Annotated in this window: 18 protein-coding genes and 1 tRNA gene; 18 read left to right on the top strand and 1 reads right to left on the bottom strand. The window is 61.5% G+C overall.

All coding sequences use genetic code 11. The features are described 5' to 3' along the window. Window positions 1-53 precede the first annotated feature (53 nt). The 11 genes from A6V37_RS04715 (at window position 54) to tatC (ending at window position 6,745) form a co-directional block, all read left to right on the top strand. On the top strand, window positions 54-674 hold the full coding sequence (locus A6V37_RS04715; protein WP_064267520.1) for a MarC family protein: 621 nt from the start codon (window positions 54-56) through the stop codon (window positions 672-674). Next, window positions 671-1,312, top strand: coding sequence for an imidazole glycerol phosphate synthase subunit HisH (gene hisH, locus A6V37_RS04710; RefSeq protein ID WP_064267521.1), 642 nt, complete (start codon window positions 671-673; stop codon window positions 1,310-1,312). The genes A6V37_RS04715 and hisH overlap by 4 nt, the downstream gene beginning before the upstream one ends. 214 nt (window positions 1,313-1,526) lie before the next feature. Continuing rightward, window positions 1,527-2,279, top strand: a complete 753-nt coding sequence (hisA, locus tag A6V37_RS04705; RefSeq protein WP_064267522.1) for a 1-(5-phosphoribosyl)-5-[(5-phosphoribosylamino)methylideneamino]imidazole-4-carboxamide isomerase — start codon at window positions 1,527-1,529, stop codon at window positions 2,277-2,279. A gap of 112 nt (window positions 2,280-2,391) precedes the next feature. Continuing rightward, the gene (gene hisF, locus A6V37_RS04700) at window positions 2,392-3,165 is read left to right on the top strand and encodes an imidazole glycerol phosphate synthase subunit HisF (protein WP_064285816.1); all 774 of its coding nucleotides are present in this window, start codon (window positions 2,392-2,394) and stop codon (window positions 3,163-3,165) included. Window position 3,166: 1 nt separating this feature from the next. After that, complete coding sequence (gene hisI, locus A6V37_RS04695) at window positions 3,167-3,577, top strand: phosphoribosyl-AMP cyclohydrolase (protein WP_207547615.1); 411 nt, start codon at window positions 3,167-3,169, stop codon at window positions 3,575-3,577. Continuing rightward, window positions 3,574-3,969, top strand: a complete 396-nt coding sequence (locus tag A6V37_RS04690) for a phosphoribosyl-ATP diphosphatase (protein ID WP_064267524.1) — start codon at window positions 3,574-3,576, stop codon at window positions 3,967-3,969. The genes hisI and A6V37_RS04690 overlap by 4 nt, the downstream gene beginning before the upstream one ends. Before the next feature lie 86 nt (window positions 3,970-4,055). Continuing rightward, the gene (locus A6V37_RS04685) at window positions 4,056-4,451 is read left to right on the top strand and encodes a DUF4870 family protein (RefSeq protein ID WP_064267525.1); all 396 of its coding nucleotides are present in this window, start codon (window positions 4,056-4,058) and stop codon (window positions 4,449-4,451) included. Between the two features lie 77 nt (window positions 4,452-4,528). Beyond that, window positions 4,529-4,894 carry a histidine triad nucleotide-binding protein gene (locus tag A6V37_RS04680; RefSeq protein WP_064285815.1) on the top strand — a complete coding sequence of 122 codons (366 nt, stop codon included), beginning with the start codon at window positions 4,529-4,531 and terminating at the stop codon, window positions 4,892-4,894. A gap of 239 nt (window positions 4,895-5,133) precedes the next feature. Continuing rightward, on the top strand, window positions 5,134-5,373 hold the full coding sequence (tatA, locus tag A6V37_RS04675) for a Sec-independent protein translocase subunit TatA (protein WP_064267527.1): 240 nt from the start codon (window positions 5,134-5,136) through the stop codon (window positions 5,371-5,373). Window positions 5,374-5,412: 39 nt separating this feature from the next. Next, window positions 5,413-5,931: a Sec-independent protein translocase protein TatB gene (gene tatB / locus A6V37_RS04670; RefSeq protein WP_064267528.1), complete on the top strand. Its 519-nt coding sequence runs from the start codon at window positions 5,413-5,415 to the stop codon at window positions 5,929-5,931. 34 nt (window positions 5,932-5,965) lie between these two features. Beyond that, on the top strand, window positions 5,966-6,745 hold the full coding sequence (gene tatC, locus A6V37_RS04665; RefSeq protein WP_064267529.1) for a twin-arginine translocase subunit TatC: 780 nt from the start codon (window positions 5,966-5,968) through the stop codon (window positions 6,743-6,745). A 94-nt stretch (window positions 6,746-6,839) separates the two neighbouring features. On the opposite strand, the gene A6V37_RS04660 is transcribed toward tatC, so the two are convergent. After that, window positions 6,840-8,057, bottom strand: a complete 1,218-nt coding sequence (locus tag A6V37_RS04660; RefSeq protein ID WP_064267530.1) for a Do family serine endopeptidase — start codon at window positions 8,055-8,057, stop codon at window positions 6,840-6,842. A gap of 19 nt (window positions 8,058-8,076) precedes the next feature. Between A6V37_RS04660 and A6V37_RS04655 the strand changes: the two genes are divergently transcribed. The 7 genes from A6V37_RS04655 to A6V37_RS04625 all read left to right on the top strand — a co-directional run bounded on the left by A6V37_RS04655 (window position 8,077) and on the right by A6V37_RS04625 (window position 13,205). Next, window positions 8,077-8,823 (top strand): Nif3-like dinuclear metal center hexameric protein, encoded by a 747-nt coding sequence (locus A6V37_RS04655; RefSeq protein WP_064285814.1) that lies wholly within the window; start codon window positions 8,077-8,079, stop codon window positions 8,821-8,823. A 231-nt stretch (window positions 8,824-9,054) separates the two neighbouring features. Continuing rightward, window positions 9,055-9,675: a ubiquinol-cytochrome c reductase iron-sulfur subunit gene (petA, locus tag A6V37_RS04650; RefSeq protein ID WP_064267532.1), complete on the top strand. Its 621-nt coding sequence runs from the start codon at window positions 9,055-9,057 to the stop codon at window positions 9,673-9,675. Next, complete coding sequence (locus A6V37_RS04645) at window positions 9,675-11,054, top strand: cytochrome b (protein WP_064267533.1); 1,380 nt, start codon at window positions 9,675-9,677, stop codon at window positions 11,052-11,054. Before petA ends, A6V37_RS04645 begins: the two co-directional genes overlap by 1 nt. 22 nt (window positions 11,055-11,076) lie before the next feature. Continuing rightward, window positions 11,077-11,832: a cytochrome c1 gene (locus tag A6V37_RS04640; protein WP_064267534.1), complete on the top strand. Its 756-nt coding sequence runs from the start codon at window positions 11,077-11,079 to the stop codon at window positions 11,830-11,832. Between the two features lie 95 nt (window positions 11,833-11,927). After that, complete coding sequence (locus A6V37_RS04635; protein WP_006052302.1) at window positions 11,928-12,539, top strand: glutathione S-transferase N-terminal domain-containing protein; 612 nt, start codon at window positions 11,928-11,930, stop codon at window positions 12,537-12,539. A 69-nt stretch (window positions 12,540-12,608) separates the two neighbouring features. Beyond that, the gene (locus A6V37_RS04630) at window positions 12,609-13,109 is read left to right on the top strand and encodes a ClpXP protease specificity-enhancing factor (protein ID WP_064267535.1); all 501 of its coding nucleotides are present in this window, start codon (window positions 12,609-12,611) and stop codon (window positions 13,107-13,109) included. Between the two features lie 20 nt (window positions 13,110-13,129). Beyond that, window positions 13,130-13,205: transfer RNA gene (locus tag A6V37_RS04625), tRNA-Thr, on the top strand. Window positions 13,206-13,288 lie beyond the last annotated feature (83 nt).

The raw sequence follows: 13,288 nt of genomic DNA, 5'->3' as shown, positions 1-13,288 counted from the left end.
GCTTATTTACCAGGACCGGGACTGGCGCCGATCGCGCTTGCGCCCGGTGAGCAATGGACATTCTCAAGTCGTTTATTTCGCTGCTGGCGTTGATCAACCCGATCGGCGCGATCCCGTTCTTCATGAGCCTGACGGCGGATCAGGGCGACGCCGAGCGGCGCAGGACCATCCGGATCGCGGCTATTTCGGTGTTCTGCGTGATTGCCGTGACGACGCTGCTCGGACAGCAGATCATCAGCTTCTTCGGCATTTCGGTCGGCTCGCTCGAAGTGGGCGGCGGGATCATCATGCTGCTGATGGCGATCAACATGCTGAACGCGCAGATCGGCAATAGCCGGTCGACGCCGGAAGAGCGCCATGAAGCCGAGCAGAAGGACAACATCGCGGTCGTGCCGCTGGCGATTCCGCTGCTGACCGGTCCGGGTGCGATCAGCACCACGATCATCTATGCGGCCGGCTCGGCGCACTGGTATGACCGGATCAGCCTCATTGCGATCGGCGCGGTGCTGGCGGCGCTGTGTTTTTTTTCGCTGCGCCTCGCCGAACCGATTGCCCGCTGGGTGGGACAAACCGGCATCAACATTGGTACGCGGCTGATGGGTTTGATGTTATCGGCGCTGGCGGTGGAATTCATCGTCGATGGATTGAAGGCATTGCTGCCTAACTTGAAATGAAAACTTCGATAGCGATTGTGGATTACGGAATGGGCAACCTGCGTTCGGTTGCTCAGGCACTGCGCAAAGCCGCGCCGGAAGCGGATGTGGCGATCGTCGACCGGCCGGAAGCGATCCGCGCGGCCGACCGTGTCGTGCTGCCCGGCCAGGGCGCGATGCCCGACTGCATGCGCAGTCTCGGCGCATCCGGCTTGCAGGAGGCGGTGCTCGAAGCGTCGCGCAGCAAGCCGCTGATGGGGGTGTGCGTAGGCGAGCAGATGCTGTTCGACTGGAGCGCGGAGGGCGATACGCCCGGTCTCGGCCTGTTGCCCGGCAAGGTGCTGCGCTTCGAACTGGAAGGCCAGGTGCAGGACGACGGCTCGCGCTTCAAGGTTCCGCAAATGGGCTGGAACCGCGTGCGCCAGGCGCAGCCGCACCCGCTCTGGGACGGCGTCGCCGACCAGGCGTTCTTCTATTTCGTGCATAGCTACTATGTGGTGCCGGACAACGCCGCCCATACGTCGGGCGAAACCGTGTACGGCGTGCCCTTTACCTCGGCGGTGGCGCGAGATAACATCTTCGCAACCCAATTCCACCCGGAAAAGAGCGCCGAAGCGGGGTTGCGCGTGTATCGCAACTTCGTGCACTGGAACCCGTGAGCGCCTTTCTTCATCCCGTTGCCGTGCGTCGTTCCGCCATAAGCGGAACGTGTGCCGCGCGCCACGACCACAATGCCGCAATGTCGCCCCGCCAGGGCGCACGGCAAGGGCGTCGAAAGAGTTGTACTAAACTAGCGAGACGGCGTTGCGGCCGGCTGACCGATCAGCCGCTGCCGCCGACCTTCAACCCATTCCCAGATAACACCCGATTGCTATGCTGCTGATTCCCGCCATCGACCTGAAAGACGGTCAGTGTGTACGCCTCAAACAGGGCGATATGGACCAGGCGACGATTTTTTCCGAGGAACCGGCGGCCATGGCCCGACATTGGGTCGACCGCGGCGCCCGGCGCCTGCACCTCGTCGACCTGAATGGCGCGTTCGCCGGCAAGCCGAGGAACGAAGACGCGATTCGCGCGATCATCGAGGAAGTCGGCGGTGAGATTCCCGTGCAGCTCGGCGGGGGCATCCGCGATCTGAACACCATCGAGCGTTATCTCGACGACGGCCTCGAGTACGTGATCATCGGCACGGCGGCGGTGAAGAACCCGGGCTTCCTGCAGGACGCCTGCACGGCGTTCGGCGGCCACATTATCGTCGGGCTGGATGCGAAAGACGGCAAAGTCGCCACCGACGGCTGGAGCAAGCTGACCGGCCACGAAGTGGCCGACCTCGCTCGCAAGTTCGAGGACTACGGCTGCGAATCGATCATCTACACCGACATCGGGCGTGACGGCATGCTGCAAGGCATCAACATCGAAGCGACGGTGCGCCTTGCGCGCGCGGTGAAGATTCCGGTGATCGCAAGCGGTGGCCTGTCGAACCTCACGGACATCGAATCGCTGTGCGAAGTCGAGGGCGAAGGCATCGAAGGCGTGATCTGCGGCCGGGCCATCTACTCGGGCGATCTCGACTTTGCGGCGGCGCAAACCCTTGCGGACCGGCTGCGCGAAGCGGACGACGCTTAAGGATCGTTCCGGCAGGCGGCGAACCGGGCTCATCACGGCCCATCGCACCGGCACTGTGCCGCTCGCTCAAGGCGGGCGGCCTCATCAGCGGTATTGGCAGAATTGCAAGATCATGGCTCTAGCTAAACGCATCATCCCCTGTCTCGACGTCACGGCTGGCCGCGTGGTCAAGGGCGTCAATTTCGTCGAACTGCGCGATGCCGGCGACCCGGTCGAGATCGCGCGCCGCTACGACGATCAGGGCGCCGACGAACTCACCTTCCTCGACATCACCGCCACGTCGGATCAACGCGACCTGATCCTGCCGATCATCGAGGCGGTTGCCTCCCAGGTGTTCATTCCGCTGACGGTCGGCGGCGGCGTGCGCGCCGTTGAAGACGTGCGGCGCCTGCTGAATGCGGGTGCGGACAAGATCAGCATGAACTCGTCGGCGGTGGCGAATCCGCAGCTCGTGAAAGACGCGACGGACAAATACGGCTCGCAATGCATCGTCGTCGCGATCGACGCGAAACGCGTCTCGGCTGACGGCGAGCCGCCGCGCTGGGAAGTCTTCACGCACGGCGGACGCAAGGCCACCGGCCTCGAAGCGGTCGAATGGGCGCGCAAGATGGCCGAACTCGGCGCCGGCGAAATCCTGCTGACCAGCATGGACCGCGACGGGACCAAGAGCGGCTTCGACCTCGCGCTTACGCGCGCGGTATCCGACGCGGTGTCGATTCCGGTGATCGCCTCGGGCGGCGTGGGCAATCTGCAGCATCTGGCCGACGGCATCAAGAGCGGCCACGCGGACGCCGTGCTGGCCGCCAGCATCTTCCACTACGGCGAACACACCGTGGGCGAGGCCAAGCGCTTCATGGCCGATCAGGGCATTTCGGTGAGGCTGTGACGTGGTGAATCCTTCGGCAATCGATTGGCTCGACAAGGTCAAGTGGGACGCGAACGGCCTCGTGCCGGTGATCGCGCAGGAAGCGTCGACGAACGACGTGCTGATGTTCGCGTGGATGAACCGCGAAGCCCTGACCAAGACCGTGGAAACCGGCCGCGCGGTGTATTTCTCGCGCTCGCGCCAGCGCCTTTGGTTCAAAGGCGAAGAGTCCGGCCACGTGCAGCACGTGCATGAAGTGCGGCTCGATTGCGACGAAGACGTCGTGCTGCTGAAAGTGGAGCAGGTGTCGGGCATCGCCTGTCATACCGGCCGCCACTCGTGCTTTTTCCAGAAATTCGAAGGCTCGGCGGAAGATGGCGACTGGGTTGCCGTGGATCCCGTGCTGAAAGACCCCGAACATATTTACAAATGACGCAATCCACGCAAACTTCGTCGTCCAACCCCGCTTCCACGACCGACACGCTGATGCGCCTCGCGGCGATCATCGACAGCCGCAAGGGCGGTGATCCGGACATCTCGTACGTGTCGCGCCTGTTTCACAAGGGCGACGACGCGGTGCTGAAGAAGATCGGCGAAGAAGCCACCGAAGTCGTGCTGGCCGCGAAGGACGCGCGTCACGGCGGCGCGCCGAAGGCGCTGGTCGGCGAGGTCGCGGACCTGTGGTTTCACTGCCTCGTGATGCTGTCGCACTTCGACCTGAGCCCGGCGGACGTGCTCGCCGAGCTCGAGCGCCGCGAAGGGATGTCGGGCATCGAGGAAAAGGCGCTGCGCAAGAGCCGCGACCGCGAGCAGAACGGCGACTGAGTTCACGCGTGCCGTCTTGAAGTGGCGGGCACCGGCGCCCACATTGCACTGAACGTATCTGACCGCATCCCTGGGAGGACGCACATATGGAACAGTCGCACGAAAGCTATCCGACGCCTGCCTATCGCCACGCTGTCGAGCCTGAGCGCGAGCGCAGCCTGCGCACGCTGACGCATGTGCTGTACGCGTTGTATGCGGTCCATTGGCTGACGGGCGGCCTGACGATCCTGATCGCGATCATCATCAATTACGTGAAGCGCGGCGATGCGGTGGGCACGCCTTATGAAGCCCATTTCGAATGGCAGATCCGCTCGTTCTGGATGGCCTTGCTGGGCTATGTGATTGGTGGCGTGCTGCTGTTTGTGGTGATCGGCATTCCGGTACTCTGGGCCGTCAGCATCTGGATGTTGTACCGTATTATCAAGGGCTGGCTGTATCTGTACGATAACAAGCCGCTCGCGGATCCGCGTGCGTGGTTCTGACGGTTGTCCGGGCGTTGCCGGACCTGACCTGAATCGCGCCGCGCTTTGCGCTTAAGCCCAATTGCGTCAGGAATACGATGAGTCACGACCCGAACTGCCTTTTCTGCAAGATCGCCGCCGGCAAGATCCCGTCGACCAAAGTCCACGAAGACGAAGAGTTTGTCGCTTTCCGCGACATCCGTCCGGCCGCTGAAACGCATGTGCTGGTGATTCCGCGCAAGCACATCGCCACACTGTCGAATTGCGAAGAAAGCGACGCACCGCTGCTTGGTAGAATGCTTGTCTTGACGGCGCGTCTCGCCGATCAGCTGGGTGTCGCGTACACCGGTGGCCAAACGGGTTTTCGCACGGTCATCAATACGGGTCCGGGCGGCGGGCAAGAGGTGTATCACCTGCATGCCCACATTCTCGCCGGGCCGCGCCCCTGGCAGCGCATGGGTTGACCGGGCACGGTGACTGCAACGCAAGCTCGGTTCATGGACAATGAATGGCGTGGCCGTTGTTTTTGCCGCATTGTAACGACGCCGACGCGGTCGTCTGGTCACAATGACATGCTGTATCGCAGGTTGCATGGGAGCGGCCCGCGGTAACGAATAGATGAAGCGTACGCTTCGATTTGCGCCGCAAGGCTTATGAGTTTGTACCGCATCACGGTGCGGGGTCGGGGTTAAGGAGAGTAGTCATGGGTTCGTTGAGCATTTGGCATTGGCTGATCGTGTTGTTGATCGTGGCGCTCGTGTTTGGCACGAAGAAGCTGCGCAATATCGGCACCGATCTGGGTGGCGCGGTGAAGGGTTTCAAGGAAGGCATGAAGGAAGCCGAAACACCGGCAGGCGATACGCAGCAGCGCGAACTGCCGCGTAACGGCGCGGTGGATGTGGAAGCGAAGGAAAAGGCGCCGCGTTCCGGCGATTACCGCTAAGCCGCGGCTTAGCCGCGTTACTGACGGACACTTCACTTCATGCTGGACCTCGGTCTAACCAAGATGGCGCTGATCGGCGTCGTCGCGCTGGTCGTACTCGGGCCTGAGCGCCTGCCACGCGTCGCCCGTACGGCCGGCGCGTTGTTCGGGCGCGCGCAGCGGTATATCAACGACGTGAAGGCCGAAGTCACGCGCGAAATCGAGCTCGACGAACTGCGCCGCATGAAAAGCGAGTTCGAAGCGGCGGCGTCTAACGTCGAGACCACCGTTCAGGACAATCTGCGCAAGCATGAGAGCGAACTGAACGACGCGTGGAATAGCGGCACGTCGGTGTCGCCGAGCATTGCCGGCGGCGCGCTCGAAGACGTCGGCACGTCGTCGTGGTCCGGCAACACGCCGGCCGCAGGCGCGAAACGCAAGAACTGGCGCATCAAGCAGACGGCCACGCCCACCTGGTACAAGCGCGCGACCACGCGGCGCACGCGGGTGCAGTCGGGTGCGGCGCGCGTGGCGCGGCATACGCCGGCCACTCTGCGTCGTCCGACGCGGTTCTTCTGATGATCAGAACGACAATCTCCAACCGAGGGCCGGTGTGAGCGACCCCCAGCAAACCCAGGACGAAGGCACTGAAGAGACCTTCATTTCGCACCTCGTTGAATTGCGCGACCGCATCATCCGCGCGGGCCTTGCGGTCATCGTGGTGTTCATCGGACTTGTCTATTGGGCGCCGGATATCTTCCGCTTGCTGGCCCGGCCGCTGATGCAGAATCTGCCGAAGGACGGCAAGATGATCGTCACCGATGTCACCGGCTCGTTCTTCGTGCCCATGAAGGTGACCATGCTGGTCGCTTTCGTGATCGCGCTGCCCGTCGTGCTGTATCAGATCTGGGCATTCGTCGCGCCGGGGCTCTACCAGCATGAGAAGAAGCTGGTCGGGCCGCTGGTGGGCAGCAGCTACACGCTGTTCCTGTGCGGCATGGCATTCGCGTACTTCGTCGTATTCCCGACCATTTTCCGCGTGATGGCGCACTACAACGCGCCGCTCGGCGCGGAGATGACCACCGATATCGACAATTACCTGAGCTTCGTGCTCACCATGTTCATCGCGTTCGGCGTGACGTTCGAAGTGCCGATTGTGGTGGTTCTGCTGGTGCGCATGAATGTCCTGACCATCAAGAAGCTCAAGGAGATTCGTCCGTATGTGATTGTCGGCGCGTTCGTGATTTCGGCCGTGGTAACACCGCCGGACGTGTTCTCGCAGCTGATTCTGGCGATTCCGCTGATCGTGCTGTACGAGGCGGGCATTATTGCGGCGCGCTTGATCGTCGGCAAACAGCCGGCCGTGGTCGAAGACGCGAGTGCGGCGGATTGATCGCGTAGCGCGTTGGGTATTGCCGAACAACATCGGTAAAAGCAAAAGGGCAGTCCGTTGCGGACTGCCCTTTTTGTTTGCCGCTCGCGATACGTCAGCCGTCGTCGTCCTGCTGATCGCCGCCGTTATCCTCGGCCGGTTGTTTGGGCGGCGGCGGGCGCTTGCCGATAGTCACATCCAGGTCCATCTCATGCGCCTTGCGCACCAGATGCACTTTCGCGGCCGAGCCCGGCTTGATTTGCGCGATCACGTTCAGCAGGCGCGTGGTGTCCGTGATTTCCTGGCCATTCACGCTGACGAGAATGTCGCCCGGCTTGATGCCCGCGCGGTCGGCGGGACCGTTCTTCAGCACGCCCGCAACGATGGCGCCCGACTTCTGCTCCAGACCGAACGACTCGGCAATCTCGGGTGTCACGTCCTGCGGTTCGACGCCGATCCAGCCGCGCGTGACCGAACCGGTGGTGATGATGCTCTCCAGCACGCTGCGCGCCGTGGAGACGGGAATCGCAAAGCCGATGCCGAGCGATCCGCCGGAGCGTGAATAAATGGCCGTGTTGATGCCGAGCAGGTTGCCGTGCACGTCGACCAGCGCGCCACCCGAGTTGCCTGGGTTGATGGCCGCGTCGGTTTGAATGAAGTTTTCGAACGTGTTGATGCCGAGGTGATTGCGCCCGAGCGCGCTGACGATGCCCATGGTCACCGTCTGCCCGACGCCGAACGGATTGCCGATCGCCAGCACCACGTCGCCCACGCGCGTCTGGTCCATGCGGCCGAGCGTGATAGTGGGTAGATTGGTCATGTTGACCTTGAGCACGGCCAGATCCGTTTCCGGATCCACGCCGATTACCTTCGCGTTCGTGGTTCGGCCGTCCGCCAGCGCGATTTCGATCTGGTCGGCACCGTCCACGACGTGCTGGTTCGTTAGAATGTAACCTTCCGAACTCACTATCACGCCTGAGCCCAGATTGGATGCGGGCTGCTCCTGCTGCTTGCCTTTGTTCTTGTCGCCAAAGAAGTAGCGGAACAGCGGATCTTTCGCGCGCGGATCGGGCGGCAGTGAGCCATCCTTGCTGGAGAACACATTGACGACGGCGGGCATGGCCTTTTGTGCCGCGTCCGCATACGACGCCTGAGCCGGGCCGCTGCCGATGCCTGGCGCCACTTCCCGTAAGGCGACGATCGGTTCGGCGAGTTGCTTGCCGAATTGCCCTTGACGCTGGAGCCACTGCGGTTTGAGGGTCGCAATGATGAACATCAACGCCAACAGCACGGTCACCGCTTGGGCAAAGAACAGCCAAAAGCGTCTAAGCATCTGAAGACTAGAGGTTTATATGGATCGGATCGAACTTGAATTGTACTTGAACAATCTCCTTGAAACCGCGCGCTTCAAGGACTATTGCCCCAATGGATTGCAGGTCGAGGGGCGCCGCAGGATCAATAAGCTCGCGACCGGCGTGACGGCCTCCGTGGCCTTTCTGGAGGCGGCTCTCGACTGGGGCGCGGACGCCGTGCTGGTCCACCACGGCTACTTCTGGCGCAACGAGGCGCCACAGATCGTCGGCCGCAAATACGGGCGCCTGAAACTGTTGCTCGGCAACGATCTGAACCTGTTCGCCTATCACCTGCCGCTCGACGACCATCCCGAGTTCGGCAACAACGCGCAGATCGGCGAAAAAATGGGCTGGATCAGCGACGCGCGCTTCGGCGAGAACGACCTTGGCTGGCTCGCCACCTTTCCAATGCCGATCACGCTCGCGCACTTCACCGCGCAAGTCGAGCACACCCTCGGCCGCACGCCGCTCGGCTTCGGCGACGCGGACCGCGAGTTGCGCCGTGTGGGCTGGTGCACGGGCGCCGCGCAGGGCATGTTCGACGCGGCCATTGACGCGGGCGCCGACGTCTATCTGACCGGCGAGGTGTCGGAGTCGGTCATGCACACCTCGGCGGAAAGCGGCGTTGCGTATCTCGCGGCCGGCCACCACGCCACGGAGCGCTTCGGCGTGCAGGCGGTGGGCAAGCATCTGTCCGAGTCGTTCGATATTGAACACCTGTTTATCGATATCCCGAATCCCGTTTGAATCACGGGATTGGAGCCAAGCGCATTACCGAAGAAAAAGGTGTGAATAACGGAAAGGTTGCTTAAAAGGAGGTGCAAAAAAGTTTGCGATCCGTACGGAGATACCCTGATTTATCAAGGGCTTCGCACGGTTTTTGGTGCTCGGCCCTTGTAAATGGCGACTCCATTCGCGCAAACTAGCGGCGGTAGAAGCGACGTGAAGGAAAAATCCAACTCAGAAGTGGGGCGTGTAATGCGAGACAAGGAAGATGAACGCGTCGACGGCAGCCGCCGTACCTGGCTGATAGCGACGACCGTAGCAGGTGGCATAGGAGGCGTTGCCACTGTCGTACCCTTTGTTAGTTCGTTTGCACCATCTGAAAAGGCCAAGGCAGCAGGTGCCCCGGTCGAAGTCGATATCAGTGATCTCAAGCCCGGCGACATGAAGACCGTTGCCTGGCGCGGTAAACCGGTGTGGATCATCAACCGCACCGACAAAATGCTCGCCGACGTCCAGAAAGCCGATAACGAAGTCGCGGACCCCCACAGCACGAATCCTTTTTCGATGCCGTTGCCCGAGTACTGCAACAACGAATTCCGTTCACGTACCGACCACAAGAATCTTTTCGTCGCCGTCGCCGTGTGCACCCATTTGGGCTGCACGCCGACGCCGCGCTTCCAGGAGGGCGCGCAGCCCAATCTTCCGGACGACTGGCCAGGCGGCTTCCTGTGCCCGTGCCACGGTTCGACCTATGACATGGCCGGCCGCGTCTTCAAGAACAAACCTGCGCCGCAGAACCTCGACATCCCGCCCTACATGTTCACGTCGGCCACCGGCCTCGTGATCGGCAAGGACGAGAAAGGAGAAGCGTAATGGCGATCGAACACGAAGTTGAGACGACGGGGCTGACCGGCTGGATCGACCGGCGCTTCCCCATGACGTCCACGTGGAAGAAGCACGTTTCCGAGTACTACGCGCCGAAGAACTTCAACTTCTGGTACTTCTTCGGTTCGCTCGCGCTGCTGGTGCTGGTCAACCAGATCGTCACCGGCATTTTCCTCACCATGAACTACAAGCCCGACGCGACGCTCGCGTTCTCGTCGGTCGAGTACATCATGCGCGAAGTGCCTTGGGGCTGGCTGATCCGCTATATGCACTCCACGGGCGCGTCGATGTTTTTCGTGGTCGTGTATCTGCATATGTTCCGCGGGCTGATGTACGGCTCGTACCGCAAGCCGCGCGAGCTGGTGTGGATCTTCGGCTGCGCGATTTTCCTGTGCCTGATGGCCGAGGCGTTCTTCGGTTATCTGCTGCCGTGGGGCCAGATGTCGTTCTGGGGCGCGCAGGTGATCGTGAATCTGTTCTCGGCGATTCCGTTCATCGGGCCGGATCTGTCGCTGTGGATTCGCGGCGACTACGTGGTCTCGGACGTCACGCTCAACCGCTTCTTCGCGTTTCACGTGATCGCGATTCCGCTGGTGCTGCTCGCCCTGGTGGTGGCCCACCTGGTGGCGCTGCACGAAGTGGGCTCGAACAACCCGGACGGCATCGAGATCAAGGCGAAAAAGGATCCGGATGGCATTCCGCTCGACGGCATTCCGTTCCATCCGTACTACTCCGTGCACGACTTCATGGGCGTGTCGGTGTTCATGCTGATTTTCGCCGCGATTATCTTTTTCGCGCCGGAAATGGGCGGGTACTTCCTTGAAGCGAACAACTTCATCCCCGCCAATCCGCTGCAAACCCCGCCCGAAATCGCGCCGGTCTGGTACTTCACGGCCTTTTACGCGATGCTGCGCGCCACGACCGATCCGTTCAAGATTGTCCTGATGATCGTGATCGCGCTGCTCGGCCTGCTCGCCCTGGTGCGCGCGCGCGGCAAGTGGAAGCTCGGCCTGCCAGTGCTCGCGGTGCTGGTGATTCTGGCGATGGCGCTCACCGAATCGAAGTTCTGGGGCGTGGTGGTGATGGGCGGCGCGGTGATTTCGCTGTTCTTCCTGCCGTGGCTCGATCGTTCGCCGGTCAAGTCGATCCGCTACCGGCCGTTCTTTCACAAGGTGTTCTACGGGATCTTCGTGCTGGCGTTCCTGACACTGGGCTTTCTCGGCACCAAGCCGCCGTCGCCGGCGGCCACGCTGATCGCCCAGATCTGCGCGCTGATTTACTTCGCGTTTTTCCTCGGCATGCCGTTCTGGACGCGGCTTGGCAAGTTCAAGCAGCCGCCCGAGCGGGTGCGGTTCAAGCCTCATTAATCGCGAGCCAGGAGAACACGAAATGAAAAAACTGCTGACGAAGTGCGCGTTGATCGGCGCGGCACTGCTCGCCATGCTGGCAACCCCGGCTTACGCGGACGAGAATTTCCCGCTCGACCGCGCGCCGGATAATGCGGAGAATTTCGCGTCTTTGCAGCACGGCGCGCAATTGTTTGTAAACTACTGCCTGAATTGCCACAGCGCGAGCCTGATGCGCTACAACCGGCTGACCGATCTCGGCATCAAACCGGCTGAAATTCAGGCGAACCTGCTGTTCACGACCGACAAGATCGGCAACACCATGACGGTCGCGATGCGCCCGGACGACGCGAAAGCGTGGTTCGGCGCGAGTCCGCCGGATTTGTCGGTGGAAGCGCGGGCTCGCGGCAAGGACTGGCTGTACACGTATCTGCGCAGCTTTTATCGCGACAATACGCGGCCGACCGGCTGGAACAATCTGGTATACGAAAACGTGAGCATGCCTCACGTGCTGTGGCAGCTTCAAGGGGAACGTACGGCGAAGTTCGGTGACGAAACCGACGAAAAAACAGGTGAGACGGTACACAAATTTGTCGGCTACCAGCAGGTCACTCCGGGAACGATGTCGCCGGTAGATTATGATTCTGCTGTGGCCGACCTCGTGTCGTACCTGTCATGGATGTCCGAACCGACTCAGAAAACCCGCAAACAGCTTGGTGTGTGGGTGCTGATGTTCCTCGGCATTCTGAGCTTTTTCGCCTGGCGACTGAACGCCGCGTACTGGAAACATATCAAATAATCACGCCGTCACCCGGCGTGGGGCCGGCGCCAGGAAAAACCTGCTGAACGGTTTTTCCGCGCGCTGGCCCTTCAGCTTTTTGAGGAAACGTAAACATGATGGTTCTGTATTCCGGCACAACTTGCCCGTTCTCCCAGCGATGCCGGCTGGTGTTGTTCGAAAAGGGCATGGACTTCGAAATCCGCGACGTCGACCTGTTTAACAAGCCGGAAGACATCGCCGTGATGAATCCGTATGGTCAAGTGCCGATTCTCGTCGAACGGGACCTGATTCTGTACGAATCGAACATCATCAACGAGTACATCGACGAGCGCTTCCCGCACCCGCAACTGATGCCGGCCGATCCGGTCCAGCGTGCGCGCGCCCGCCTGTTCCTGCTGAACTTCGAAAAGGAACTGTTCGTTCACGTCGGCACGCTCGAAAACGAAAAGGGCAAGGCCGCCGAGAAGAATCACGAGAAAGCGCGTCTCGCGATCCGCGATCGTCTGACGCAGCTCGCGCCGATCTTCCTGAAGAACAAGTACATGCTGGGCGAAGAGTTTTCGATGCTCGACGTGGCGATCGCGCCGCTGCTGTGGCGTCTGGATCACTACGGCATCGAACTGTCGAAGAACGCCGCGCCGCTGATGAAGTACGCCGAGCGAATTTTCAGCCGCCCGGCGTATATCGAAGCGCTGACGCCTTCGGAAAAGGTCATGCGCCGTTAAGTTTGGCTTGGGGTGAGGGCGCCGCGCGGCTGGCTGGGCGCGGGCCCGCGCCCGGTAAGAGGACTGTTGATGCAAGAGATTTCCACCAAGCCGTATCTGCTGCGCGCGTTGTACGAGTGGTGCACGGATAACGGCTATACGCCGCATATCGCGGTGCGGGTCGACAATCAGACGCGCGTTCCGCGCCAGTTCGTGCGCGATAACGAGATTGTGTTGAACATCAGCTTCGAGGCGACCAGCCAGCTGCAGATGGGCAATGAGTGGATCGAGTTCAGCGCGCGTTTCTCCGGCAAGTCGCACAAGATCGAAGTGCCGATCGCCAACGTTCTTGCGATCTACGCGCGAGAAAACGGCCAGGGGATGGCATTTCCCGTCGAGTCGGCGGGCGGCGAAGCGCAGGATTCGGGCGCCGATGCGGAACCGGCGGACGAGCCCAGTCCGGCAGCGCCGCGTGCGGTCGAAACGTCGCCGGCAGCCGCTGCCGAGGCGGAGAGCGCGACGGACGGCCCGCAACCTGACGACGACGGATCGAAAGGTGGCGGAAGGGCTCGCCTCAAGATCGTAAAATGAAGTAGAATCACGGCCTCAATGCCGGCTTAGCTCATCAGGTAGAGCGCTTGACTTGTAATCATGAGGTGGCGGGTTCGAGTCCTGCAGCCGGCACCAGTTGTACGAAACGGGGTTTCTGTTCATTCAGGAACCCCGTTTTTTATTGCGCGCGATTCACCGCGAAGTCGCGCTGGCGGGCC

Origin of the sequence: Paraburkholderia ginsengiterrae, assembly GCF_001645125.1 — a bacterium.
GTDB classification, from domain to species: Bacteria; Pseudomonadota; Gammaproteobacteria; order Burkholderiales; family Burkholderiaceae; genus Paraburkholderia; species Paraburkholderia ginsengiterrae.
This window is presented reverse-complemented; position numbering and strand designations above follow the sequence as displayed.

Excerpts from the sequence above, each read along its gene's own strand:
- A6V37_RS04715 (WP_064267520.1), top strand. The coding sequence starts at position 54 with ATGGACATTCTCAAGTCGTTTATTTCGCTGCTGGCGTTGATCAACCCG.
- hisH (WP_064267521.1), top strand. The coding sequence starts at position 671 with ATGAAAACTTCGATAGCGATTGTGGATTACGGAATGGGCAACCTGCGT.
- hisA (WP_064267522.1), top strand. The coding sequence starts at position 1,527 with ATGCTGCTGATTCCCGCCATCGACCTGAAAGACGGTCAGTGTGTACGC.
- hisF (WP_064285816.1), top strand. The coding sequence starts at position 2,392 with ATGGCTCTAGCTAAACGCATCATCCCCTGTCTCGACGTCACGGCTGGC.
- A6V37_RS04690 (WP_064267524.1), top strand. The coding sequence starts at position 3,574 with ATGACGCAATCCACGCAAACTTCGTCGTCCAACCCCGCTTCCACGACC.
- A6V37_RS04685 (WP_064267525.1), top strand. The coding sequence starts at position 4,056 with ATGGAACAGTCGCACGAAAGCTATCCGACGCCTGCCTATCGCCACGCT.
- A6V37_RS04680 (WP_064285815.1), top strand. The coding sequence starts at position 4,529 with ATGAGTCACGACCCGAACTGCCTTTTCTGCAAGATCGCCGCCGGCAAG.
- tatA (WP_064267527.1), top strand. The coding sequence starts at position 5,134 with ATGGGTTCGTTGAGCATTTGGCATTGGCTGATCGTGTTGTTGATCGTG.
- tatB (WP_064267528.1), top strand. The coding sequence starts at position 5,413 with ATGCTGGACCTCGGTCTAACCAAGATGGCGCTGATCGGCGTCGTCGCG.
- A6V37_RS04660 (WP_064267530.1), bottom strand. The coding sequence starts at position 8,057 with ATGCTTAGACGCTTTTGGCTGTTCTTTGCCCAAGCGGTGACCGTGCTG.
- A6V37_RS04655 (WP_064285814.1), top strand. The coding sequence starts at position 8,077 with ATGGATCGGATCGAACTTGAATTGTACTTGAACAATCTCCTTGAAACC.
- petA (WP_064267532.1), top strand. The coding sequence starts at position 9,055 with ATGCGAGACAAGGAAGATGAACGCGTCGACGGCAGCCGCCGTACCTGG.
- A6V37_RS04645 (WP_064267533.1), top strand. The coding sequence starts at position 9,675 with ATGGCGATCGAACACGAAGTTGAGACGACGGGGCTGACCGGCTGGATC.
- A6V37_RS04640 (WP_064267534.1), top strand. The coding sequence starts at position 11,077 with ATGAAAAAACTGCTGACGAAGTGCGCGTTGATCGGCGCGGCACTGCTC.
- A6V37_RS04635 (WP_006052302.1), top strand. The coding sequence starts at position 11,928 with ATGATGGTTCTGTATTCCGGCACAACTTGCCCGTTCTCCCAGCGATGC.
- A6V37_RS04630 (WP_064267535.1), top strand. The coding sequence starts at position 12,609 with ATGCAAGAGATTTCCACCAAGCCGTATCTGCTGCGCGCGTTGTACGAG.